The sequence below is a fragment of the Candidatus Nitrospira neuquenensis genome, from assembly GCF_979578155.1.
The window spans coordinates 16,619-39,432 of the sequence record NZ_CEFZDU010000017.1 but is presented as its reverse complement, the minus strand read 5'-3'; the positions used below and the strand labels follow the sequence as shown (position 1 = coordinate 39,432).

Sequence of the window (22,814 nt, the reverse complement as noted above, 5' to 3'; positions counted from 1 at the left end):
ACCCCGCCGGATGTTCACTCTGGTCCGTCACCCCGGCGGACGCCGGGGTCCAGTCTCACTTCCTTGCGCCGACATGACGGCGGCCGGCCGCGCTGGGGCCTCAGGCCGAACCGCTCGGAACCCACCGCCCCTCACGAGAAGCCGAACTGCCCGAGGATGTCGTCAACCAGGTTCTGCTCGAGCGCCGTGGACCGGGAGGCTTCGAGCTGGCGGAGCAGCTCCCCCGCGCGTCCCTCCGCCCCGGCCCGGCCCCCGCGCTGGGCGAGGCCGAACACGACGATCATCTGGAGCAGCCGGTGCTGGATGTCGTCCAGGATGCCGAGGATCTTCTTGACGCGCTGGGCGACCAGGTCCTGGAAGGAACAGGCGGTCACGATGCCGACGAGCCGCCTGTCGTCCTCGGCCAGCGACAGCCGGATCGCCGCGATCCGGTCGGCAAGCTCCGCCCCGCCGGCGCCCGCCGCGCACCGCGCCGCGAGCGCGTCCAGGGCCTCCGCCACCCGCTCGCGGTTGTCCTGGATCTGCTCGGCCAGCCCCATCACGCGGTGCGTGCCCTCCTCGGTCAGCCGGGAGAGGTCGCAGAGGTGCTCGCTCGCGGCCGGGAGCTGCTCGGAAGAGGCGGCGACGGGCGCCTCCACCGCCTGGAGCTTCCGGACCGTGGTCTCCACGTAGCGGGTCAGCTCTCCCAGCTCCTCGTACAGCGTCCGATCGGTGGTGCCCACGGCGTCTCCTCCAATAGCGTGCACGGCGGGGGGCGAGGCGTCGGGAAGGCGCCGCCGGCTCGGCCGCGCCGCGCCCCGCGCCCCCGTCTATTTGAAAATCTTGTTCATCTTCTCCTGGAGCGTCTCGGCGGTGAACGGCTTGACGATGTAATTGCTGACGCCCGCCTGCACGGCCTCGATGATGTTTTCCTTCTGCGCCTCGGCGGTGACCATCAGGACCGGGATATCCTTGAGCGCGCCGTCGGCCCGGATCGCCCGCAGCAGCTCGATGCCGCTCATGACCGGCATGTTCCAGTCCGACACCACGAAGCCGAAGCGGTCGGCGCGCATCTTGGCGAGCGCCTCCTGGCCGTTCTCGGCCTCCTCCACGTTGCCGAAACCCAGTTGCTTCAGGATGTTCTTGACGATGCGCCTCATGGTGGACATGTCGTCCACGACCATGATTTTCATGTTGCGGTCCGCGGTCATCGCAGGGGCCTCCTTGGTCCGTCTCAGCGGGACGCGCCGCGCAGCAGCCGCCGCACTTCCCCGACGAGGCGCTCCCGGGTCACCGGCTTGGTCAGGTAAGCGGCCGCGCCGGCGGCGAGTCCGGCCTCGCGCTCCTTATCGGCGTCCTCGGTCGTCAACATGAGCACCGGGATGCCGCCGAGCGCCGGGTCCTGTTTCAGGGACCGGGTCAGCGCCACCCCGTCCATGCCGGGCATGTTCATGTCGGTGATGATGAGGTCCACCGCCTCCCGCGCCAGTTTTTCCAGGGCGTCCAGGCCGTTCTCGGCCTGGACGACGGCGCAGCCGGTCGGCTTCAGGTAGAGGTCCACCAGCTTCCTGGTGGTCAGGCAATCGTCCACGATGAGGATCGTCCCGGCCATGTGCTCACCCGTCGTGCGTGGTTCGTCGTGCGTGATGCGTCACTCCTCACGCGTGGCTCGCAGGAGCGGATCGGTCTTCCCGTTTCACCTCTCACGTTGCACCCTTCACGCCTTCTGATACACCACCGCCCGGTGGGCATGGACCGGCCGGAAGGCCCGCGACAGGTTGTGCAGGGACTCCGAGAAGCCGATCACCAGGTACCCCTCCGGCCGGAGGCAGTCGTAGAGGCTGTTGACGATCTGCTGCTTGGCCCGTTCGTCGAAATAGATCAGGCAGTTGCGGCAGAACACGGCGTCCAGCCCTCGGATCATCTTCAGGCGGGGCGCGTCGTAGAGGTTCACGTTGGCGAATTTCACGAGGCGCTTGACCCTCGGCGCGAGCACGTACTGCCCGTCCTCGAGGGCGAAATACTTCTCCCGCAGGGCCGGCGGAACGTGTCGGACCGCGTACTCGCCGTAGACCCCCTTGCGGGCCGCGTTGAGCGCCGCCTCGCTGATGTCGCTCGCCAGGACCTCGATGGTCCAGCCGGCGAGGGCCGACTGCTCCAGCAGGAGCATCGCCAGGGTGTAGGGCTCGTCGCCCGTCGAGCAGGCGGCGCTCCAGAGGCGGAGCTGCCGCGACCCCCCGTTGGCCCGGATCGCGGCCGGCAGGATCACGTCGGTGAAGGCCTGGAGCTGCATCGGGTCCCGGAAGAAGTACGTCTCGTTGGTCGTGACCGCGTTGAACAGCGCGTGCAGCTCGCGGTCGCGCCAGGCGTCGAACTTGAGCAGATGGTAGTACTCCTCGAAGGAGGCGCAGTTCCGCTCCTTCAGGCGGGCCTGCAGGCGGCTCTCCAGCACGTACTTCTTGTTGTCCTGGAAGTACATCCCGCTCTGCTCGTAGATGAAGTCGCGGAGTCCGGCGAAGACGGCGGCGCTCAGTTCCATGCCGGCGTCTCCCCGACCGGTCCGACGCCGGGCGTCCCCTCCGACGTCCCGCCGATCGCCGCCAGGGCCGCGGCCGCGGCCCGGCGCACCAGCGACGGCTCGCGGTCGCCGGCCGCGATCGCGGCCAGGAGCGGCGCCGCCTCGGCCGCCCGCAGCGCGCCGAGCCGCTCGACCGCGCGGTACCGCACCCAGGCGTCCGGGTCCCGGAGCCCCTGCGTCATCAGGGCCTGGCGCGCCTCCGGCCGATCCCAGCGGGCCAACCCGATGACGGCGGCCAGCCGCACCTTCTCATGGTCGTCCGACATCGCGAGCGCCAGCGGCCCGAGCGCCGCCGGATCGTCGAACCGGCCGAGCGCCTCCACGACGGCCTGCCGCACCGACCACTCCGGGTCGCCCACGGCGTCGAGCAGGGCGGACAGCCCGCCGGCCGGCCGGGCGAGCCCGATCGCGCGGGCCGCGGACTCCCGAACCTCCGGCCTGGCGTGGGTCAGGAGCGGGAAGAACCGCGCGAGCAGGTCCGGGCGGGCGACCCGGAGCACCGTGTCCACGATCTGGTCCCGGACCTCCCGATAGCGCTCGGTCTCCAGCTTGGCCAGGAGCGCGCGCACGTCCGCGGCCCTCCCCGAGCGGCCGAGCTGCCGCACCGCCTCGACGCGCACGTGCCCCGTCTCGTCGTCCACCGCCGCCGCCACGCCGTCGAGCGCCTCGGGCGTCCCGATCCGACCGAGCGCCGCCGTCGCGAGGCGGCGCAGCTCCCAGTTGCGGCTCGACGCCCGCACCGTCGCCAGCGCCGCCACGGCGTCGCGCGCCCGCAGCTCCCCGAGCGCCCGAACGGCCGCCGCGCAGAGCCGGTCCTCGTCGGGCCGCACCGCGCGGATCAGCTCGCGGACGTCGCCGGTCCCCACCAGCGCCGCCACGACCCGGTCCTCGACCTCCTCGCCCCCCTCCGGCCAGTCCCCATAGATGTCCAGCACCGCGCGGGTCCCGCGCGGGTCGCCCAGGCGGCCCAGCCCCGTGATCGCCGCGAGCCGCAGCTCCGGGTCCGCTCCGCGACCGGCCTCGGTCAGGATGCCCAGCCAGACCCCGCGGTCGAGTCTCGTCCAGACCGGAGCCTCGACACGCTCGGCCAGCGCCACCAGGGCCTTGACGAGCGAGGGTCGCAATTCCGGTCCCGCCCCCGGCGCCAGGTCCACGAGCGCCGGCAGCGTCGTCCCCTCGACGTCCAGCCGCGCCAAGGCCTCGACCGCCGCGGCGCGCGCCGCCCCGTCGCCCCGGCGCGCGAGCGCGAGCAGCGGCGCGAGCCCCGAGGAGTCGCCGATGTCGGCCAGCGCCGTCACGGCGGAGAAGACGACCCACTCCTCGTCGTCGAGCAAGGCGGTGAGCGCCGGCACCGCCTCGCGGACGCGCAGCCGGCCCAGCGCCTCCGCGGCGGAGGCGCGCAGGGTGGGCGAGGGGTCGTGCAGCATCCGCGTGAGCGGGCCGACGAGGCGCGGATCGCACGGGGGGCCGAGCGCATCCACGACCAGCCGGCGGACGTGGGGGTCGGGGGAGTCGAGCAGCGGCAGGACGGCCTCGATCGCCCCGGGCAGCACCCGCCCGATGACCTCGACGGCCATGTTGCGGATCGCGGGCGGCTCGCGCAGCAGCCCGACCAGGCGCTCGACCACCTCGGCCCCGCCGACCCGGATGAGGCCGGTGACCGCGGCCTGCTGCACGCCGGGATGCGGGTCCCACAGGCCGGCGACGAGCAGGTCCAGATCCCCCGCGTCGCCCCGCTCCGCCGCCGCCGCCAACTGCTCGCGCCGGTCGGCGGGGTCTTGCGTCGCGCCGCTGATCGCCATGCCTCAGCTCTCCGACGACACCGGACCGGCCGGAGGCGTCTCGCCAATCGCCCGCCGGGCGCGCAGCCAGTCCCGGACATCCCGGCGGAGAAACCGCCAGTGCTTGCCGATGCGGGACGCGGGAAGCTGGCCGAGCCGCGCCAGCTTGTAGACGGTGGACTTCGGCACGCGGAGGAACCGCGCCACCTCCAGCACGGTCAGGACTTCCTCTCCCTTCGCGGGCTCCGGTTCCACGGCGTGCTCTGTCGTCGGCGTCTCGTTCATGACGACTGCCGTATCGGCCGTCCGCCCTGGAAACTTGACGCCGCCTGGCACGGCCCCTGCTGCATCGGGGGCGAGGGCGGCCGCGTGCGCCCGCGCCGGCGGGGCGACGCCGCGAGGGACAGCGCCTGGACGGGCTGCACGACGCGAGGAGGGGAGCGATGGCGACCATCATCTCGGTGGCCTCCGGCAAGGGAGGGGTCGGCAAAAGCGTCCTGGTGGGCAATCTCGGCCTGCTGCTGGCCCGGCGCGGCCTGGACGTGGTCCTGGCCGACCTGGACGTCGGGGGGGCGGATCTGCACATCCTGTTCGGCCTGCTCCATCCGGCCGCGACGCTGACGGATTTCCTGCGCCGCCGGGCCGGGGCACTCGAGGCGGTGGCCCTGCCGGTGCCCGGCCAACCCCGCCTGCGCCTGCTGGCGGGGACGGGCGACACGCTCGCGACCGCGAACATGCCCTACGCGCGGAAGCGCCGCCTGATCGGCCGGCTGCGCGAGGTGCCGGCGGACGTGATCCTCGTGGACGTCGGGGCGGGGACGAGCCTGCCCACGCTCGACTTCTTCCTGATGGCGGACCACCACCTGGCCGTGGCGACCGCCGACCCGACCTCCGTGCTCGACCTCTACCGCTTCATCAAGCTCGCCGCGATCCGCCGGGTGCTCGCCGCCCTGGTCGCGCGCGACCCGGCGGCCGACGCGCTGGCCGACCGGGACTTCGCTTCCGTGCGGGACGTGATCGAGGCGGCCGGCGCCGCGGGCTCCGCCGAGCGGGCCGAGGCGGCGCTGACGGGGTTCCGCCCCTGCCTCGTGCTGAACCGGATGACCGGCCGGGCGCGGGTCAACACGCTCCAGCTCCGCCGGCTGCTCCGGGACTATGTCGGGGGCGATCTGCTGGTCCTGGGGGAGGTCCCGGAAGATGAAGCGGTCGTGCGGTCGGTCCGCGGCTTCCTGCCGGTCGTGGAGGCCGAGCCCGCCAGCCCGGCCGCGCGCGCCTTGGAGCAGGTCGCCGATTCCCTCCTGCTGGTCCTCAAGGACGCCCGACGCCCGGCGGCGCTGGAGACCGGAGGGATGGTTGATTGAAGAGTGTGGAGCGTTGATGGGGGAACGGCCCCACGGCCTTCGCCCCCGATCCTTCTCAGCCGTCGCCCTTCGAGCGACACGTCTCAATCGACACTCTCGTCGATCGTCAACCTTCAATCCCTCTCACGCTTGCTGGTTTCTCCTCGCCCTGAGGATTTCCGCCTGCCGCTTTAGGATGTAGCGGATGATCCGCTCGCGGTCGTCGGCGGCGATCTCGCTGAACCTCACCGCGACGTCGTACGTCGCGGTCTCCCCGCGGACCGCGGCGGCCCGCACGATCTCCCCCCGCGCCTGCACCGGCAGGAAGGGCGGGAGCACGAGCTTGAGCGTCACCATCTCCCCCCGCCGGAAGGGCCGGGTCGAGCGGAACCGCAGGCCGCTGCCGCTCAGGTTCACGTCGCTCGCGGTCGGCAACCGCACCGCCTCGGGATGGATGCGCGCCAGGGCGCGCAGCATCGCCTCCATCGCCCAGTCCAGTTTCATCAGCCAGGGGACCAGCCAGGTCTCGGCGCCCGTCTCCGCGGCGCGCGCCAGGAGCTCCGGGGTCGGCCCGCCGAGGAAGGCCGCCACGGCCGCCTCGACGGCGGCGTCGCCGCCCTCCGCCCCCCGGCCGGCGTCGCCGTCGGCCCGACATTCCAGCAGCAGGCGGTCGTCCATCCGCAGCAGCGCGCGCCGCTCGTCGCCGACCGCGGGCGGCTCGGACGTCCTCGCCCCCGCTCTCTGCGGTCTTACACCGGCCATCTCATCCTCCCGCCGCCGCCCCGACGTACCCGCACCCGCCGCCCCGCAGGACCAGCGGCGCGGTCGTCTCCCGGCCGGCGACCTCGACGCGGTTGCGCCCGCCGGTCTTGGCCCGGTAGAGGGCGGCGTCGGCGGCGGCGATCAGCGCCTCCACGCTCCCGACCGCCGGATCGGGGATGGAGGCCACGCCGAGGCTCGCGGTCAGGGTGACCGGGACGCCCTTGAGCGTGAAGGCGGCCCGCGACACGGTGTCCCGGATGCGCTCCGCCAATTGCGAGGCGTGCGCCAGGTCGGTGCGGGGCAGGACGACGGCGAATTCCTCCCCGCCGTACCGCGCGACGACGTCCGCCCCGCGGACGGTCCGCTGGATCGTCTCCGCGACCCCGCGGAGGATCCGGTCCCCGCAGACGTGGCCGAACCGGTCGTTGTAGTCCTTGAAGTGGTCGAGGTCCACCATCAGGAGGCACAGCGGCGTGCCGCGCCGCTCGCACTCCTTGAATTCCCGCGCGAGGCACTGGGCCAGGGCGCGCCGGTTCGGCACGCCGGTGAGGCTGTCGGTCAGGGCGAGGTTCCGGACCTGGCTGTGGGTCTGGGCGTTGTCCAGCGCGAGGGCGAGGGACGTCGCCACGGCCTGGACCAGCTCGATCTCCTCCGGGTTGTAGGCGGGACCGGCCAGGCGAGCCACGCGCAGCAGGCCGGCGGTGCGGCAGCCGACGAGCAGCGGCGTCTCGACCGACGCGCCGGGCCCGGCGGCCGCCGGGCCCGTGGGCCGGCCGGACGTCTCGAGCGCCGTGCGGGTCGCCGCCTCGAGGCGCCGGTCCATCGGGGCGCGTCCCTCCACCCAGGTCCGCATCGGCTCCCACCAGAGCACGCCGACCACATCCACGTCGAGCAGCTCCGGCAGGCGCCCCGCCACCTCGCGGACGATGGCGTCGGGATCGAGCGCGCCCGCGATCGCCTGCCCCAGCTTGGTGAGCGACTCGAAGCGGCGGTTCCACCGCAGGAGCCCGTCGCGCTCGCGGGCGAGCGCCTCGTTCGCGGCCTTCAACTGGCCCGAGAGGTCGCGGACCTGGAGAAAGGCCCGGCGGATGTCCAGCCCCTGCCGGAGCGATTCCTCCAGGCGGCCGGGGCGGACGGGCAGGGGGAGGTAATCGTAGGCGCCGCCGCGGAGCAGGGCGGCCGCGTGCTCGGCCCCGTAATCGCGGCCGATGGCGAGCACGCAGGCGTCGCACTCCCGCTCGCGCAACCGATCGAAGAGCGCCAGCGCCCCCCGTCCCGCATTCCGCACGTGGTAGAGCAGGGCCTCGGCCCGTCCCCGCGCCAGCCGGTCGAGCACCTCCTCGTCGGTCCGCGCCGCGACCGTCGCGTACCGCCCCTCCGGCAGCGACCGGATCAGGCGCTCGGTCAGCCCGGCCGAGCGGCTGGCCACGAGCACGGACGGCCGCTCCGATGATCCCGTCATGGTCTCCCTCCGCTCCTCGGCTCGGGCTCGACCGGCTCGCGGGGTCGCTGGAGGTCGCGGGCCTCCCGCGAGAGGGAAATCCGGTCGTCTGCCCGTTCGCCCCCGGTAAGCCGCGCCGGCTCCTCCGGCGCGACCTTCAAGATCCGCTGATAGGTCCGGACCAGGTTGTGGATCTCCGAGAAGTGGATGCTCACGGCGCACCTTCTCCGGCGCGGCCCCGTCGCTCAGACGCGCGCGCTGACCCCCCCGCGCCCGGGCGCCCCCGCGCCGCCGTAGCCGGCCAGCGCCGCCTCCGCCTCGCGGACGCGGCGCAGGGCCAGCCCCGTCTCCGCCATCCAGGCTTCCACCGCCTCCTCATGACGCCGCCGGCGGTCGAGGAGCCCGGCCAGCAGCCGGGCGAGCCGCTCGGCCTCGGCCGGATCGCCCGCCCGCGCCGCCGCCCGGGTCAGGGCCCGATCCAGGGCGGCGACCAGCCCGTCGCAGTCCGCGGCCACCGCCTCCAGCGCCGGCAGGTCCCTGGCGCGCAGCGCCGCCTCCCCCCGGTCCATCAGGTCCAGGAGTCCGGCCGCCGCGGCCGTGCCCTCCCGTCGCGCGTCGTCCGTCATCGGCCGGCCCTCCTCACGGCCGCGCCGCCGCCGGCTGCGCCAGCGCCCGCCAGCCCTCGCGCAGCTCCTCGAGCAGCCGCGCGGCCTCCTCCATGGCGGCGGGGTCGTTGCCGTGGTTGGCGGCCGTGAGCCGGTTGATAATGTAGGCGTAGAGGGCGTCCAGCCGGGCGGCGATCTCCCCGCCCCGCTCCCGGTCGAGCACCGCCTGCAGTTCGACCACGATGTCCACCGCCCCGCACAGCGACCGGCACTTCTCCGCGATGTCCCCCTCGCGCAGACGTGCCCCCGCCCTGCGCGCGAGCTGGATCGCCCGGTCGTACAGCAGCACGACCAGCTCCACCGGAGAGGCCTGCTGCACCTGATTGCGCCGATAGGCCCCGAGGGCCTGCCCCGCCGACACCATGCGTCTTCCTCCCGATCCCGCCGCTCCCGTCACCGCTTCGCCACCTGCTGGGCCAGGTTGGCCAGCGAGGCGAGCGAGTTCGTCACCGCCTGGCTCTGCGCCTGGAGCCGGCCGAGCACCGACTCCAGGCGCTGGAACTCATCGCGGAAGCGCCGCTCCATGGCGGCGAGCTGCCGTTGCTTGCCCGCGATCTGCTCGTCGAGGTCCTCGATGGACTTGGTGAGGCCGTCGAGCCGCGCCTGCACCGTGCCCTTCTCCTTGGTCGTCGCCTCCAGCAGGGCGGCCATGCGGTCCGCCACGCCGGCCGACACGGTCACGGTCCCGTAGGTGCCGGCCGAGGACACCGGCGCCTTGACGGACAGCCCCGCCTCCCCGAAGCCGGAGGCGCTGGTCAGGGTCTCGCCCGCGCCGCTCGCCGCGTGCCCGCCGATCCGCCCGGCCACGTCCACGCCGGTCGCGGTCAGGACGGTCGTGCCGATCCCCGACTGGTTGCCGTCGTCGGCCCGGTTGGAGTAGGCGACGATCTTGTAGTCGTCGCCGTAGTGGGTCGCCGTGAGCTTGACCTTGCCGCCGCTGTTCGAGGCGCCGAGCGCCATCCCCTTCGTCGCGAAGGCGCTGTTGAGCGCGTTGACGATGTCGCTGATCGTGCTGCCGGCGGCGAGCGACACGCTGACGGACACGGGCGCGTCCGCCGAGGCCGTCGCGTTCGAGTAGAGGCCCACCGTCAGCGTCTCCGCCTGCGTGATGCCGGCGCTGGGGACCGCCGTCCCGGCCGTGATGGCCGCCTTGACCGGGACGGTCGTCACCTCGACCGCGTAGACGCCCGCCCTCGTGTCCGCCGTCTTGCCGACGTATTCGATCCCCGAGTGGCTGGGCACGCCGAGCCCGACGAAGAGCCGGGTGACGTCGGTGAGGTTTTTCGCGAGGGCCGCATCGAGCTTGGATTCGTTCAGCGTGAGCTGGCCCGTGGACTTGCTCGAGGTCACGCCGACCGCGGCGAGGCTGTTGATCCCGGAGTCGGCCCCCGGCACGACGGAGGTGATCAGGCCCTGGAGCTGGCGCTTGAGCGCGAGGGCCGTCTGGTCTCCCAGCAGGGGCCGGGCCTGGCCGCTCTTCGGGTCGAACGAGAGCTGGTCGTTCAGGTACTGGATGGCCTTGTTATAGGCGTTGACGAAGTCCTTGACCCGCCCCTTGATGTCCGTGCCGTCGGTCGAGACGGTCACGTCCACCGTCTCGCCGGCGGCCGCCTTGATCAGGTTCAGCGTGACGCCCTGGATGGCGTCCGTGACGGTGTTGCTCGCGCTGGACAGGGTCAGGTTGCCGACGGTCAGGACCGCGTCCTGGGCGGACTGGAGCGTCGGGTTGAAGACGTCCACGGTGAAGGTGTCGCCCGAGGCCAGCGTGCCGGCGCCGAAGGCGAGCTGCACGCCCTCGTTGACGGAGTTCGAGGCCGCCGCGCCGTCGATGTAGTTCGTCAGCGCGCCCTGGGTCGTGATCGCGTTGCTCCCGTCGTACGTCGCGCCGTTCGACCCCAGCCAGGTGACGCCGCCGTCGGTCGAGTACTTGTACGTCGCCGCCCCCGCCGCGCCCGCGGTGACGATCTTGACGAGGAAGGTCTTGTTCGTCGTGCCCGTGTAGGTGTCGCCCGCGTTGGAGGTGACGGTGCCGGTGAAGCCGTTGGTCGTCGCGGCGTAGGCGGCCTCGACCTTCTTGTTCGTGAAATCGAGGTCCGTGGGGTTGCTCGTGATCGAGATCGTATTGGCCGCGCCGGTGTTCCTGGCCGTGAGCACCAGCCGATAGGGGTTGGACCCGGAGCCGTCGTTGACGATCGAGGCGGTCGCGTCCCCGCCCGCCGCGTTGATCGCGTCCCGAAGCTGGACCAGCGTCATCGTCGTGGAGACCGCGACGCTGGTCGCTTTCCCGGCGGGGCCGACCCTGAACGTGAAGGTGCCGCTGGAGCCGGCCACCGCCGTCGTGTTCTGGTCCGCGAAGCCCTGCGCGGCGATCGAGTGGGCCTGGGCGAGCTGGGCGACCGTGACCTGGTACTGGCCGACGGCCGCGTTGCTCGCGGCCGAGGCCGAGAGCAGCTCGACGCCCTGCGTGCTCTTGGTGACGGCGACGGTGCGATAGTTGAAGGTGGCCAGGCTGGCGAGCGCGCCCGCCTTGGCCTTGAGGTCGGAGACCTGGACGCTCAGGTTGCCGAGCTCGGTGCTCTTGCCCACGAGCGTCGCCCGACGCTGCTGGAGCAATCCGAGGGGGCGCTGCTCGGCCGCCATCAGCTTGGCGACGAGCTCATCGTAGTTGATCCCGGACGAAACCCCGGTGGAGAGGGCGATGGCCATCTTGGTCCCGGTTGGCGTCGCGGACCGCGAGTCGGTCCCGGGACTATATCGGCGATCAGGCGGTTCGGCTGAAGAGGAGCCCCGTTAGGGCCCGCAGGTGGGCCTCGATGGCGAGCTGTTCCTCGGCCGGGATCTGCCGGACCACCTCGCCGGTGGCCTCGTCAACCACGGACACGACGATCTGGTCGGTGTCCAGGTCCACCCGGAACCGGACGGAGACACGGCCCGCCTCCAGCGCCTCGTTGGCACGGGCGACGGCCTCTCGCGCCCGATCGAGGCCCGGCCCCGCGCCGGCCCCCTTCCTGACGCCCGCCCCACGCCCCGCGGCCTCCCCCGGCGATGGGCCGGGCGGCGCGATGGGCACGGCGGGCACCGGATCGAACTCGACGGACATGGCGGCCCCCCTCCCGGTTCCCGGCCCCGTCCCGCGCGTGGCGGGCGGAGCCCGGGGGCTCCCTCAGGCCCGAGGGGGAGGGGGCCGCGAGCGGCCCCCTCCCCCGGTCGGCCTCGACTTACCGCAGCAACTGCAACGCCACCTGCGGCGTGGAGTTGGCCTGGGCCAGGATGGCCGTGCCGGCCTGCACCAGGATCTGGGCCCGCGTGAACTTCGCCGTCTCGAGGGCGAAGTCCGCGTCCCGGATCCGGGATTCGGACGCCGACAGGTTCTCCGCGGCCACGTTCAGGCTCTCCACCGTGAGCTGGATCCGGTTCTGCACCGCGCCGATCTTGGCGCGCGTGCTGTCCACCTGCGAGAGCGCCGAGTCGAGCGACAGGATCGCGTTCTCCGCGCCGCTCTGGGTGGAGATGTCCAACGCGCTGATGCGGTTGGCCGAGCTCGTGGCCACCGTCTGGGACGCCAGCCCGGTGCCGGCGGAGTCGGTGCCCAACCGGCTGGGCGCGTTGCCGCCCACCGTGAAGGAGCCCTTGGAATTCAGCGTCACGCTGCCGCGCGTGACGTTGTTCGTGTTCGACACGGTGATGCCCAGCGTCGCGGTCATGGCCGCCGCCGTGCCGTCCACGGCGATGTTACGCCCGTCCTTGGCGCTCAGCACCAGCTGGCCGGCCGAATCGAGCGAGGCCGAGACGCCGGTGTCCGAGGTCTTGGCGTTGATGGCCGAGACCAGGGCGCCGTTCCCGTCCGAGGCCTGCACCGTCACCGCGCCGATGTCCACGCCGTTGATGTAGAAGTCGCCGGCGACCAGCGTCGCCGCCGTGACCGCGGAGCTGCCCGTCAGGGTCGTGGTGTCCACCTTCGCGGACACATCCGTGGTGTTCTTGACCGCGTTGATCGCGGCCGCCTTGGCGATGGCCGAGCTCTGGCCGTTGTAGGTGGTCACGGCCGCCGCCGCCGAGGTCCCCATGAACCCGCTGGCGCTCGTCGCGATCTCGCTCCCGAAGATCAGGCCGAGGCCGGTGCCGGCCGTGCCGTACAGCGTGAGGTCCCGCCCGCCCGTCGCCGTGAAGACGACGAAGGCCGAGGCCGCGCTGCCCGCGCCGCGGAGCTTGACGCCGGTGACGCTGGCGAGCCCCAGGTTCGTGTTCACCGTGCTGATGACGCCGGTGATCAAGCTGCCGCTGGAGGCCGCCGTGCTCGACGTGTAGGTGCCCATCAGGATCGTCGCCGTCGTGGCGCCGTTCCCCACCACGAGGAAGTTGCTCGCGGTCGTGTCGATGCTGGCCGCGGCGCTCGCGATGTTGCCGCGGAACTCCAGCACGGACACCGTGTCGTCGTTGCTGTCCGACACGATGTTGGTGCCGTTGATCTTGACCTGGCCCGCGGCGATGTTCGCGCTCTGGCCGTTGAACGCCCCGTCCTGCTGATAGGCCGTGAGCGTCGCGCGGGTGCCCAGCGACTTCGCCCGCGAGTCGCCGATGTCGAAGGTGATGTTCTGCCCGCTGTTGGAGCCGATCTGGAAGAACTTGCCCGTGAAGGAGCCGTCCAGCAGGCTCACCCCGTTGAACTCCGCCGTGTTCGCCGTCCGCGTCAGCTCGGCGATGAGCTGCTGGGCCTCCGCGTTCAGCGTCGCCCGGTCCGAGGCCGCGTTGTCGTCCGAGGCGGCCTGGACGGCCAGCTCGCGCAGCCGCTGCAGGATGTTCGTGGTGGTGTTCAGCGCGCCCTCCGCCGTCTGCACGAGAGAGATGGCGTTGTTCACGTTCCGGGCCGCCTGCTGGAGGCCGCGGACCTGGGCTTGCAGCTTGTTGGCGATCGAGAGGCCCGCCGCGTCGTCGCCGGCCCGGTTGATCCGGAGGCCCGACGACAGGCGTTCCAGCGACTTGCTCAACTGGTTGTTCGAGATCCCGACGTTGCGCTGGGCGTTGATGCTCGCCAGGTTGGTGTTGACGGTCAGTGCCATGGTGCGATCCTCCTTGAGATGTGAGCCGTGGCTTCCGTGCGTCGGTCCCTGCGGTCCCCCAGCAGCGCGCGCCCGGTCGTCACCTCCCCTCCGGGGACCCGTGGACAGGGCCGTTATCGGCGCGCGGGGCGCGCGTCTTGAACGGCGACGCGGGCGTGTGCGGGATCGGCGCGGAGCGGGCAACAACGGAGCGGAACGGAGCGGCGGCGGGCGGCTAGGCCGATTCGATGGAGGGCGTGTCGGGCTCGTCGCCGGGATGGGGAGCCCCTTCCAGCTCCCGCAGGAACCAGTCCAGGTCCGCCCTGCAGCTCGTGCAGTACAGGCCCGGCAGGCGGTCGCTCGGTCGGGCGAAGTGGCCGCGCGCCCAGAGGCGGCGGATGTCCTCGTAGGTCAGCCCCAGGCAATAGCACAACAGGGTCCGAGCCATCGTCACCTCCGCGGGCCGACCGGAGCGGCGGCCGGCGGCGGGACGCCGCCCACCCGGCCCTCGTCCATCGCCGGCTTGTAGGTCTGCATCAGGTGCTCCAGGAACGTCAGCGCCCCGGTCCGCCGGTCCACGCCCGCGACGTAGCAGACCGGCTTGGCCACGCCCTCGACGATCACGTACTCGATCGGCTCCTCCCCGGCGGGCAAAGAGAGCGTCAGCGGACGGAGCGGCGGGATCGCGACACGCCGACTCTCCACGCCGCGCCGCGTGACGAGCCGCACCTCCGGCTCGATGGCCGCCCGCTCGCAGACGTTGCCCAGGTAGAGCCGCACCTCCAGCCACGGCGGCGTCGGCCCCAGGGGGAAGTAGCCGTGGTTGGGCCAGTAGGTGACCGCGTTCGTGAGCCCCAGGCTCACGTCCAGCGGATAGTGGATCGGCGTCGCCGCCGCCCGCTCTTGGTAGAGGAACCCGTACTGGTAGGGATGGCGCTTGCCCGGCAGGTCGTAGGCGACTTCGGTGAGCACGAGACCGCCGGCCGGCGCGCCGGGGAACAGCGCCCCCAGGTCCACGACCGTCCGCTCCAGCGTCAGCGAGGCCGCGGCGCGCTCGCGCCCCTCCTCGTCGTACAGGAAGGCCGAGACCGCCGAGATCCGGGCCGACCGGAAGCTCCGGTGCGGATGGGCCAGCTCGACGAAGTGCCGGGCGCCGGGGAAGAGAAAGGTCGAGAAGACCATGTGCCGCATCGGGCCCTCACTTCACGTGCTGGATCGAAAAGGTCTCGGCCGGCGCCGCCGCGGGCTCGACGATCGTGTAGAAGTCGTAGGGGGAGGTCGAATCCACGACGACCTGATCGCAGTCCAGCCCCCGCCCCACGCCGGGAAAGAGGGATTGCAGACAGACGAGCCGGCTCCCCAGCCGCGGCAACGTCACGGCCGCGACCTCCACCGGCCGCCCCGCCGCCGGCCGCGACAGCGTGATCCGATTCGGCCCCGCCCCGCAGTTGATGAGCAGGAGCGAGAGCAGGGCGTCCGGCGCCGGCGGCAGCGGCACCCAGCGCGTCCGTGGACGGGGCGGTTCCTCCAGCCGATCGCGGCGCGAGTGGCAGGTGGCGAAGGTGCGCGGCCCGACGACCTGGAAGTGGCAGAGCGCGTAGGGCCCGCGCAGGACCAGGATGCCGTACTCCAGGACGGGCCGGTCGGCCCGGCCCAGCGACAGCCGCCAGACCTCCTCCGGCGCCACCCGCTTCCGCCAGGTCGCGAGCCTCGTCCCGTCCGCCGCGTACTGGTCCACGATCCGCTCGCTCCGCGACCAGGCCTCGAGCCGCCGCCGCCAGGCGTCGCTCGCGCGGCCGAAGCGCCCGCCGAGGTGGTGCACCAGGTCGCTGACGAGGACGTGCGTTTCCAGGCTTTCCGTCCTGATCCAGGGGAGGAACTCGACGGCCTTGCCCGCCGGGTAGGCGAGGATCCGCCCCGGGGCCGGGGCCTCCATGACGGCGGCGTCAGCCACGGCGCGGCGCCTCCCACAGATAGGCCTCCTCGGGCACGAAGTCGCGCGGCGCCTGATCGGGCCGGAGCGCGTTCTTAAACCCCCCGCGGCCGTCGAGGAAGGTCCCGCCGGGAAACCGGCGCAGCGCCGCCTCCCGGTACTGGCGCGCGTCGTGGAGGAACAGGAGCCCGCCCGGCGCCAGCACGCGCGCCTCGGCGAGGCGCGCCAGCGCGGGCTCGCGGGCGCGCCCGTCCACGATCGCCACGTCCGCGGGGCCGGTCAGCGCCGCGAGGTATTCGTGAAACTCCTCGGCCGTCCCGTCGCCGGTCTGCCCCGTGCACTGCCGGAGCAGCAACCGGACGGCGAGGGGGCCGGCGAAGAAGGCCGTCTCCACGGCGAGCAGCGGCTTCTCGTAATACATCGGCTTGAGCCCGGCCACCCGCCGGACCTCCTCGAGCGGCTCCGCCTTGGCGTGCCGGACGAGCAGCCGTCGGACCCACTGCTCGACGATCTCGAACCAGTGCCGGTTGTGCTCGATGCCGACGTAGGTCCCGCCCGCCGTCCGGAGCTGCCCGACGAGGTGGTACGTGGAGATGCCGATGCCGGCCTCCAGGACCGTCGGCCGCGGCCGCGCCGCGATCGCCGCGCGCAGCGCGTCGAACACGTTGGGGCTCATGTTGGGGCCGAGCCGTTCCACGTCGGCGGCGGCGAGGGCCGGGTCGGGGCGGAGCTTGAGGCGGACGGGATCGACGACGGCCGTCATGGGATCCTCCCGGTGAGCGCGGGCGGCGACGCGCCGGCCCGCCGGTAGGCGGCCGCGGCCTTGAGCGCGAGGTCGTGCCGCGCCGGCTCGCGACGGTGCGCCGCCTCGTAACAGTCGCCGGCGGCCAGGAAGCGCTCGGCCAGGTAGAGCCCGTCGCCCGCCTGCTCCCAGAGCGCTTCGTCCGCCGTCGCGGCCGCGAGCAGGAACCGCTCGGCCGGCCCGCCCTCCCCCTGCCGCGCGCAGAAGAGGCCGACCTCCTTGAGCAGGAGCGGGTGCTCCGGCAGCGCGCCGAGCGCCTCCTCCCAGACGCCCAGGGCGCCGGCCAGGTCGCCCCGCTCTTCGCAGAGCCGCGCCAGGTCCAGGTACGGCTCCGGCCGGTCCGGATGCGCGCGGATGGCCTCGCGGAATTTCCGCTCGGCCCTCGCCGGATCGCCGGCCTTCCAGTAGAACTCCCCCTCGTAGAGCAGGACCTCGCCGCCCAGCTCCGGCCCGCGGACGCGGCGCGCCTCGGCCGTCTTCGCGGCCCAGGCCTCGGCCTTCTCGCGGCAGCGGCGGATCAGCTCGCCGACGCGCCGGTTGCGGGGATCGGCGGCGGCCACCGGGCGCAGGTAGGCCAGGGCCTCGTGGGGCCGGTGGCAGCGGTAGAGGAGGTCGCCCATGAGGAGGCGCGCGTCCCGGTCGTCCGGGTCCTCCTTGAGGGTCGCCTCGCAGAGGGCGCGGGCGCGGGGGTAGTCCTCGATCTTCAGGCAGAGCCGCGCCGCCAGAAGCCGCCCCTCCCGGCTGTCCGTCGGGATCGCGTCCAGCCGCGCCAGGTCCTCCAGTCGGCTCAGCAGCACGGCCAGCCCGCGGATGAAGGGCTCCAGCACGTCCTTGAGCTCCCGGTAGTAGCGGCGCGCCCGCTCGACCTGCCGGCGGAAGCGCTCCTTCCGGTCCGCCAGCTCGTCGATCGCGCGGTTGTCCTCGCGGGACATGAACAGCTCGAGCTGGAAGGCGCCCTCGACGAGCAGGTCCATCAGCTCGCGCCGGCCCTCCATCATCCGGCTGTGGCGCTCGGCGAGCCGGGAGAGGGCCTCGGCGCGCGGGCTGTCCTCCCGTCCCTGCCGGATGAGCTTGGCGCACTTGTCCGTGTAGCCGATCATCTTCGCGCAGACGGCGCGCGTTTCCTTCGCCGTCGCCAGCAGCCGCCGCACCTCCGCGGCCAGCCCCGCGAGGTCCAGCTCCGCCGGCTCCTCGCCGCAGACCGCCGCGCAGCGGCCGGCGACGTCGAGCGGCGCGGCCGGGAGGCATTCGGCGAGCGCGTCGCGCAGCGTGAGCACCTCCGTCCCCGCGAGCCCCAGGCCGCCCTCGGTCGCGTTGATGACGCGGGCGGGACAGTCCCGGATCAGGTCCTCCAGCACGATCTTGAAGCTCTGGAACAGCGGCGTGGTCTCGACCTCGCGGCCGAGGATGTCCACGGCCTTGCGGCGCTCCGGCGGCTCCTGGCCCGCGAGGGGGTTGTCCTTCGTCAGGTTGCCCGCGTGCTTCCGGCCGCCCTCGTAGCAGAGGTCCTGGCCGACGAAGATGATCGGGTCGGCCCCGATGAGGGTCGCGAAGTTGAAGGCCTGGTGCGCGCTCGACTGCGACTTGTGGTCCACCCGTCCCTTCGCTCCCCAGAACCGGCTCAGGAAGCGGTAGATCTGGCTGCCCGTCTCGGTCGTGAAGCGCCGGCCCGCGAAGGTCCGGATGATGTCCGGGTAATTGGCCGGGTGGCAGACCAGGATCGCCTCCGGGTCCATGGGCAGGTCGCGGAACTTGCGGTAGGTCGCCTCGTGGGGGTCGGCCGTGATCGTGACGTCCGGCATGATCCCGTGGGGCACGAGCATCCGCAGCACCGTGTCGCAGGCGATGATGACCGCCTTCCCCTTCGCCTCCCGCAGCCGCTCGAAGTTCTTCTCCAGCGAGGGGCCGGCCGACACGATGATGGCGGGCCTCCCCTTGAACAGGCCGGCGAACCGCGACACCCCGGGCATGCGCGCGGTCAGGTGGGCGTTCGCGACCGTGTTGGCCAGCATCCGCCGCCCCAGGTGGCCGATCGTGTTCCGGTTGATCTCCAGCACCGTGAGCCGCTCGCGGACGCGGTCGGCGACGCGCCGGTAGAAGGCCCCGTCCCACTTCGCGCTGGCCCGGCAGCGGACCGTGTGCATCCGGTCGGCGGTGAACAGGACCTTGGCGCAGCGGAACAGGATGAAGTCCAGGCGCGGCGTATCGTCGCCGACCACCAGGTGGACGCGCGGGTCGTTGAAGAGGGCGGTCAGGTCCTGATGGAACAGGGCGGCGCGGAAGAGGCGCGGGTCCGCCTCGCAGATCACGAGCGCGTGGCCCCGTTTGAGCCGGGACAGCACCGCGAGCGGCAGGTAGCCGAGCCCGAGCCCGAGCAGGACGACGACGCCCTCCGCGCCGAAGTCGAAGCCCTCGGCGAAGCGCCTCGCGCTCTCGCGGGGGTCCCCGTCGTAGAGCCGCCGCTCGCCGCCGGCCGTCCGCTCGACGAGGTTGAGCCAGCCGCCCGGCTGGGGCTCGACCGTGATCGTCGAGAGGTCCGCGTCCACGTCCGGGGAGCGCGCCAGGTCCTTCGGCGCGGAGCCGAGGGCGGCCAGGTTTCTCGCGTAGAGGCTGTCGGGCGACGTGAACCAGCCGAAGTAACGGCGCACGCGCTCCGGGTCGTCGCCGGCGCCGCCGCTCAGGCCCCGCGCCTCCGCCGCCCCCGCGAGCACGAGGAGGCCCTTGCCGTCGTAGCCGTGGGCGACCGGCGCCAGCCCGTGGCGCGCCAGCAGCCGGGTCAGCGTCGGCAGCGAGAACATCCAGAGGTGGACGGCCTGCAGCGTCAGGGGATGGACCGGCCGCATCGGCCGCATGAGCGTCGGCACGCCGAGGAACAGCCGGCCGCCCTCCGCGAGGTTGCGGCGGGCCTGGGCCAGGATGGCGTCCGGGTCCGGCACGTGCTCCAGCACCTGCGAGCAGACGATCAGGTCGAAGCGGCGGCCCTCGAAGGCCCCGGGGCCGTAGAAGCCGGTCGTGACGTCGAGCGCGAAGTGCTCGCGCGCGAAGGCCGCGAAGGTGTCCGCCGGCTCGATTCCGCAGACCCGCCAGCCGTGTTCGCGGAAGACCGTGAGCGCGACGCCGGCCGCGCAGCCCACCTCCAGCACGGAGGGGGCGGGCGTCGCCTCGGACGGCAGCCCCAGCTCGCGGGCGATCCACTGATAGCGCCGGGCGTAGATGCTCCGGTTCGCCTTCAGGTACTCGGGGTCCGGCGCGGAGGGCCGCAGCTTGTCCCCGTACAGGACCGCCAGCTCCTCCGGGTCCAGTTGCGGGTTCGTGTAGACGAAGCCGCAGTGCCGGCAGAGCACGTAGGTCACCGGCACGTCCCGCAGGTGGTCCAGGCGGCGATGGTAGGGGTCGCTCGCGTACTGCGCGAGCCGGTCGGCCGCGTCGCGTCCGCAGATCAGGCAGCTCGTGGCTCTCATCAGCGCCTCCTTCAGACGGCGGGCGCGACGGCCCCGCGGGCGACCGGCTCGACGGCCGGGCCGACCAGGGGCGTGGACGCGCCCGCAAGCTCCCTGATGCGGTCATAGACCGAGCGGTCCCAGCGCGCAGCCGCCTCGGTCCGGTAGAGGACCGAGGGCCGCAGGAGCTCGAAGGAGCGGCCCGGCGGCACGACCGGCTGCCTGCCGACGTGGAGCATCACCCGCCCGGACGCCCAGAGCGCGGTCAGGTCCACGGCCTTGAGCACCAGCTTGGCCAGGACGGGGTCCGCCTCCCAGATCGCCAGGCGCTGTCCGCCGCGCAGCCGGCGCGCGAGCGCGAGCGCCTCGGCGCCGGAGCCCAGTCCGAGCTGGACGATCCCCGCGTCCTCGTCCAGGCGATCCCAGGGCACGAGCGCGGCGGGGTCGGGGCCCTCGCCGTCGTCCCATCGCGCGATCGGCACCTCGACGCCCCGGGCGGTCACCCCGAACAGCGCCCGCGGCGCGCCGTTCTCCGTCCGGATCCGGTAGCGCCGGGCGTCCCGGCGCTGGCAGAGGATCGGCAGGACCCACCGCTGGACCGCCCGCAGCCCGAGCAGGTTCCGGCCCAGCGGCGCGGCGGTCTCCGGTTCCGTAAGCGCCCCGTAGAGCTGCCGGATCGCGAGCGGATCGTCGTAGGGGCCCGGCGGGATCGTCTCCCCCGCCCGCGCGCCGGGCCGCGCGAGCAGCCCCATCCCGAACCGGCCGGGGAAGTCCACGCCGCCGGTGATGCGGAAGCCCGCGCGCGCCAGCACGGTCGCAAGCGAGGCCGGGCTGTAGAGCCGGACGTGGGCGCCGGCGAGAAAGCCCTCGAACAGCCGCTCCCGCGCGGGCGGGTTGAGCAGGTTTGGCGTCGCGACGAACAGCACGCCGTCCTCCTCCAGATGGTCCCGCATCGCGCCCAGGAGCGGGACCGGGTCGGGCAGGTGCTCGACCGTGTGGGAGAAGAGGATGAGCGAGAAGCGCCGGCCGGGAAAGGCGTCGGGGCCGTAGCGGCCGGTGACGATCGTCTCCGGCGTGCCGCCGAGCCGGCGACGGGCGAACTCGGTCCAGCGCGGCACCGGATCGATCCCGAAGACCTCCCAGCCCCGTTCCTTGAACGGCAGCAGATAGGTCCCGGAGCCGCAGCCGACGTCGAGCACCGTCCGCCGGCGGACGGACGGCTCGATCCAGTCGGCGAGTTGCTCGCTGACGGGCCGGCCGCGCCGCATCTCGCGCGCGATGTCGGCCTCGTCCGTCAGCAGGGGCCGGTACTCGTCCGTGTAGACCCGGCGCAGGTCGTCCTCGTCCAGCATCGGGTCCTGGTAGACGTGGCCGCAGGTCTCGCAGAGGACGAAGCGCAGGCCGGGATCGGTCGGCCCGCCCACCCGCCGCGTCACGCGATCCGCCCGTTTGCTCGCGAACTCCGTGCGTCGCGCCGTCCCGCAGATCAGGCACCATCCCGGCTGCATGGCCACCTCACGTGCCCACCGCGGCCGTCAAGGCGAGGTGCCGCGCGAGCAGCAGCCCCACCTCGTCCCGCGTGTCCACCCGCGCGGAGAGCGACCGGAGCGGGATCAACCCGACCCGCCGCCCCAGCCGCGCGCCCGCGCGGACCACCGCCGCCCGCGTCACGGTGACGATCCCGCCCATCTCGCGGTAGAGCGGCGGCTTGGCCTGGCGCGGCTGGTCCTCGGACTCGCCGATCCGCACCAGCGCGTCGTGCCGGTCGAGCCGCCAGAAGTCGTGGCGCTCCTCAACCGCGGTGAACACCGAATCCAGCCCCCGGTCCACCAGCACCTCGATCACCCGGTCGATCAGCCCCTCCTCGCGGATCGGATGGGTGATCTCCAGCAGCGCGACGAGGTCCGGCGCGTAGGCCTCCTCCCGTTCGAGCCACTCGAGGGCGTGGCGGAGCGCGGCGCCCAGGGGCGCCTCCGGCCGGCTCAGCTCGGCCGGGCGCACGAAGGGCGCCTCGGCCCCGCAGGCGCGGGCCAACTCGGCGATCTCCGGCGCGTCGGTCGTGACGATCACCCGCCGGACGAGCCGCGCGGCGCGCGCCGCCTCGACCGTGTAGGCCAGGAGGGGCCGTCCCCCGAGCCGGAAGTCGGGCCGGCCCTGCGGGTCGTCCCCGCGGACCGGGATGATGGCCAGCGTGTTCATGCTCATGAGCGTCGCGTGCTCACCGTCGTGGCGTCGAGGCGTCGGGAACGTACGACGACCACCGCTACAGACCTCACTTTGTCGCTCTCAATCATTGACCGTCCGCTTGCCTTCGAGGAGGAGCCGTTCGGCGAGCCAGAAGTCCAGCTCGTCGTGGATGTCCACGCCGGTGCAGACGTCCTCCACCGGCACGAGCGCCACCCGGTCGCCCAGCCGCCGCCCCTCCCGGATGAAGCGGGCCCGCGTCGCGCAGGCGAGGCCCGTGTCCTCGCGGTAGAGCGGCTCGCGCGTCTGCCGCGGGCCGTAGGCGAGGTCCGGCGCGAGCCGCGTCCAGGTTCCGCCCTGCCGGCGCCAGAAATTCTTGTGGGTCTTGTAGGCGACGAAGGCGGAGTCCAGCGTCTCGTCCTCCAGGAGCCGGCGGACGACCTCCTCGACCATCCACCGTTTGCGGAACACGTCGGTCGGCTGGAGGAAGACGACGATGTCGGCGCGGTAGCCCTCCTCCGCCTCCAGCCAGGCGAGCGCGTGGGCCAGCACCGGCTCGGTCGGCGTCCGGTCCTCCGCGAGCTCGGGCGGGCGCAGGAAGGGGACCTCCGCCCCCCAGGCCCGTGCGACCGAGGCAATGGCCGGGTCGTCCGTGCTCACGAGCACGCGGTCGATCAGCGGGCAGGCGGTCGCGGCCTCGATGCTGTAGGCGATGAGCGGCTTGCCCGCGAGCAGCCGCACGTTCTTGCCCGGCAGACCCTTCGACCCCCCGCGCGCCGGAATGATCGCCACCACCCTGCTCGTCGGGGGTGAGGGGGGCGGGGCGAGGGGGTGCTCCCGTTCAGGCATGGCCATCGCCCTTCTGTTGCT

General features: G+C 73.1%; 23 protein-coding genes. 1 reads left to right on the top strand and 22 read right to left on the bottom strand.

Annotated features, from left to right (window positions below; translation table 11 throughout):
* Positions 1-131 precede the first annotated feature (131 nt).
* From AC1U7O_RS08285 to AC1U7O_RS08260, 6 genes are all read right to left on the bottom strand, one after another.
* A complete protein-coding gene (locus AC1U7O_RS08285; RefSeq protein ID WP_479894251.1) occupies positions 132-722 on the bottom strand; it encodes a protein phosphatase CheZ in 591 nt (196 codons plus the stop codon).
* An 87-nt stretch (positions 723-809) separates the two neighbouring features.
* Positions 810-1,172 carry a chemotaxis response regulator CheY gene (cheY, locus tag AC1U7O_RS08280; RefSeq protein WP_479894252.1) on the bottom strand — a complete coding sequence of 121 codons (363 nt, stop codon included), beginning with the start codon at positions 1,170-1,172 and terminating at the stop codon, positions 810-812.
* A gap of 41 nt (positions 1,173-1,213) precedes the next feature.
* Complete coding sequence (locus AC1U7O_RS08275; protein ID WP_479894250.1) at positions 1,214-1,591, bottom strand: response regulator; 378 nt, start codon at positions 1,589-1,591, stop codon at positions 1,214-1,216.
* A 105-nt stretch (positions 1,592-1,696) separates the two neighbouring features.
* Positions 1,697-2,518, bottom strand: a complete 822-nt coding sequence (locus AC1U7O_RS08270) for a CheR family methyltransferase (RefSeq protein WP_479894249.1) — start codon at positions 2,516-2,518, stop codon at positions 1,697-1,699.
* Entirely contained in the window at positions 2,509-4,359 is a 1,851-nt protein-coding gene (locus AC1U7O_RS08265; RefSeq protein WP_479894248.1) for a HEAT repeat domain-containing protein, read from the bottom strand. Before AC1U7O_RS08265 ends, AC1U7O_RS08270 begins: the two co-directional genes overlap by 10 nt.
* A gap of 3 nt (positions 4,360-4,362) precedes the next feature.
* Positions 4,363-4,593, bottom strand: a complete 231-nt coding sequence (locus tag AC1U7O_RS08260) for a helix-turn-helix domain-containing protein (protein ID WP_479894247.1) — start codon at positions 4,591-4,593, stop codon at positions 4,363-4,365.
* 188 nt (positions 4,594-4,781) lie between these two features.
* Between AC1U7O_RS08260 and AC1U7O_RS08255 the strand changes: the two genes are divergently transcribed.
* Positions 4,782-5,699 (top strand): nucleotide-binding protein, encoded by a 918-nt coding sequence (locus tag AC1U7O_RS08255; protein WP_479894246.1) that lies wholly within the window; start codon positions 4,782-4,784, stop codon positions 5,697-5,699.
* Positions 5,700-5,822: 123 nt separating this feature from the next.
* Here AC1U7O_RS08255 and AC1U7O_RS08250 read toward each other — a convergent pair whose 3' ends face one another.
* The 16 genes from AC1U7O_RS08250 to AC1U7O_RS08175 form a co-directional block, all read right to left on the bottom strand.
* Positions 5,823-6,440 (bottom strand): PilZ domain-containing protein, encoded by a 618-nt coding sequence (locus AC1U7O_RS08250; RefSeq protein WP_479894245.1) that lies wholly within the window; start codon positions 6,438-6,440, stop codon positions 5,823-5,825.
* Position 6,441: 1 nt separating this feature from the next.
* Positions 6,442-7,902 carry a GGDEF domain-containing protein gene (locus tag AC1U7O_RS08245; protein WP_479894244.1) on the bottom strand — a complete coding sequence of 487 codons (1,461 nt, stop codon included), beginning with the start codon at positions 7,900-7,902 and terminating at the stop codon, positions 6,442-6,444.
* Complete coding sequence (locus AC1U7O_RS08240) at positions 7,899-8,096, bottom strand: hypothetical protein (protein ID WP_479894243.1); 198 nt, start codon at positions 8,094-8,096, stop codon at positions 7,899-7,901. The genes AC1U7O_RS08245 and AC1U7O_RS08240 overlap by 4 nt, the downstream gene beginning before the upstream one ends.
* Before the next feature lie 30 nt (positions 8,097-8,126).
* Positions 8,127-8,507 carry a hypothetical protein gene (locus AC1U7O_RS08235; protein ID WP_479894242.1) on the bottom strand — a complete coding sequence of 127 codons (381 nt, stop codon included), beginning with the start codon at positions 8,505-8,507 and terminating at the stop codon, positions 8,127-8,129.
* 13 nt (positions 8,508-8,520) lie between these two features.
* A complete protein-coding gene (fliS, locus tag AC1U7O_RS08230; RefSeq protein WP_479894241.1) occupies positions 8,521-8,910 on the bottom strand; it encodes a flagellar export chaperone FliS in 390 nt (129 codons plus the stop codon).
* Positions 8,911-8,939: 29 nt separating this feature from the next.
* Positions 8,940-11,252 (bottom strand): flagellar filament capping protein FliD, encoded by a 2,313-nt coding sequence (gene fliD / locus AC1U7O_RS08225; RefSeq protein ID WP_479894240.1) that lies wholly within the window; start codon positions 11,250-11,252, stop codon positions 8,940-8,942.
* Between the two features lie 55 nt (positions 11,253-11,307).
* Complete coding sequence (locus tag AC1U7O_RS08220) at positions 11,308-11,646, bottom strand: flagellar protein FlaG (RefSeq protein WP_479894239.1); 339 nt, start codon at positions 11,644-11,646, stop codon at positions 11,308-11,310.
* 118 nt (positions 11,647-11,764) lie between these two features.
* Positions 11,765-13,606 carry a flagellin N-terminal helical domain-containing protein gene (locus tag AC1U7O_RS08215; protein ID WP_479894238.1) on the bottom strand — a complete coding sequence of 614 codons (1,842 nt, stop codon included), beginning with the start codon at positions 13,604-13,606 and terminating at the stop codon, positions 11,765-11,767.
* Between the two features lie 214 nt (positions 13,607-13,820).
* Positions 13,821-14,033 carry a hypothetical protein gene (locus AC1U7O_RS08210; RefSeq protein ID WP_479894237.1) on the bottom strand — a complete coding sequence of 71 codons (213 nt, stop codon included), beginning with the start codon at positions 14,031-14,033 and terminating at the stop codon, positions 13,821-13,823.
* A 2-nt stretch (positions 14,034-14,035) separates the two neighbouring features.
* Positions 14,036-14,776, bottom strand: a complete 741-nt coding sequence (locus AC1U7O_RS08205) for a hypothetical protein (protein WP_479894236.1) — start codon at positions 14,774-14,776, stop codon at positions 14,036-14,038.
* 7 nt (positions 14,777-14,783) lie between these two features.
* Positions 14,784-15,539 (bottom strand): hypothetical protein, encoded by a 756-nt coding sequence (locus AC1U7O_RS08200; protein WP_479894235.1) that lies wholly within the window; start codon positions 15,537-15,539, stop codon positions 14,784-14,786.
* Positions 15,532-16,281 (bottom strand): hypothetical protein, encoded by a 750-nt coding sequence (locus AC1U7O_RS08195; RefSeq protein WP_479894234.1) that lies wholly within the window; start codon positions 16,279-16,281, stop codon positions 15,532-15,534. Before AC1U7O_RS08195 ends, AC1U7O_RS08200 begins: the two co-directional genes overlap by 8 nt.
* On the bottom strand, positions 16,278-19,781 hold the full coding sequence (locus tag AC1U7O_RS08190; protein WP_479894233.1) for a 6-hydroxymethylpterin diphosphokinase MptE-like protein: 3,504 nt from the start codon (positions 19,779-19,781) through the stop codon (positions 16,278-16,280). Before AC1U7O_RS08190 ends, AC1U7O_RS08195 begins: the two co-directional genes overlap by 4 nt.
* An 11-nt stretch (positions 19,782-19,792) precedes the next feature.
* Positions 19,793-21,268 (bottom strand): class I SAM-dependent methyltransferase, encoded by a 1,476-nt coding sequence (locus tag AC1U7O_RS08185; protein ID WP_479894232.1) that lies wholly within the window; start codon positions 21,266-21,268, stop codon positions 19,793-19,795.
* A gap of 7 nt (positions 21,269-21,275) precedes the next feature.
* Entirely contained in the window at positions 21,276-21,965 is a 690-nt protein-coding gene (locus tag AC1U7O_RS08180; RefSeq protein WP_479894231.1) for a cytidylyltransferase domain-containing protein, read from the bottom strand.
* Positions 21,966-22,046: 81 nt separating this feature from the next.
* Positions 22,047-22,793 (bottom strand): acylneuraminate cytidylyltransferase family protein, encoded by a 747-nt coding sequence (locus AC1U7O_RS08175; protein WP_479894230.1) that lies wholly within the window; start codon positions 22,791-22,793, stop codon positions 22,047-22,049.
* Positions 22,794-22,814: the final 21 nt, after the last annotated feature.